This is a genomic window from Mesorhizobium sp. M7A.F.Ca.US.014.04.1.1 (assembly GCF_003998745.1).
GTDB classification, from domain to species: domain Bacteria; phylum Pseudomonadota; class Alphaproteobacteria; order Rhizobiales; family Rhizobiaceae; genus Mesorhizobium; species Mesorhizobium ciceri.
The window spans coordinates 1-800 of the sequence record NZ_RZRW01001226.1 but is presented as its reverse complement, the minus strand read 5'-3'; the positions used below and the strand labels follow the sequence as shown (position 1 = coordinate 800).

1 protein-coding gene and 1 pseudogene are annotated in these 800 nt (G+C 61.5%); both read right to left on the bottom strand.

What is annotated here, in order from left to right; translation table 11 throughout:
- Window positions 1-598 (bottom strand): serine/threonine-protein kinase (locus EOA22_RS35730; RefSeq protein WP_164756283.1); only part of this gene is annotated, 598 nt, incomplete at its 3' end.
- A gap of 5 nt (window positions 599-603) precedes the next feature.
- Window positions 604-800 (bottom strand): annotated as a pseudogene (locus EOA22_RS35725) (serine/threonine-protein phosphatase); the annotation flags it as partial.

The following is an 800-nucleotide window of genomic DNA, read 5'->3' as shown; positions in this document are numbered from 1 at the left end:
GTTCGGGTGCAACATAGTTGTATTTTCCCGCAAACTTTCCGCCGATCAGGGTCTCACCGCCGACACTCGCCGACCGGGCGATACCGAAATCTATGATCTTCGCGCGGTCGACCCGGCCTCCCGGCAAGATGATGTTATCGGGCGAGAGGTCGCGGTGTATTGCTCCCGCCTGGTGCACGGCGCTCAGGCCGGAGGCGAGGCGGTGGCAGAGCTTGCGCACATCAGCCGCCGGCATCGCGCCACGCCGCATGATGTCGAACAGCGACTCACCGTCGACGAATTCCATGGCAAGGTAGGGACGGCCGATCCCGGGATCGATCGTGAAGACGTGGTAGCGCACGACCGCGTCATGCGACAGGTGATTGAGGATCAATGCCTCCTTGCGAAACAGCGACAAGATCGTCTGGTCACGGGCGAACTCGGGCAAGACGATCTTGATCGCGACATGGTCACCGGTCTGGATATTATGACCACGGTAAACCTCGCCCATGCCACCGAATGCGATGCGTTCGTCGAGCTCGTAGATGCCGCTGAGTTGCGTGCCTACGACGGTGTTGGCCATGCCCCCCGATATGCGCGTCTTGTCGTCGGAGCCCATCAACCTCAGGCCTTCGCTCTATGCAGATATGGAGGAGGCAATTGGCCATCGCGCTCGTGTCCTATCTTTACGAGGACGATCGTGACGTTATCCGTTGCGCCGCGCGCCAGCACCATGTCGAGCAGGTTCTCGCAGGCTGCCTGAGGTGTCGCCGACACCGTCGCCGCCTCGATCTCGGCGTCGGTGACATGCGCCGTCAGAC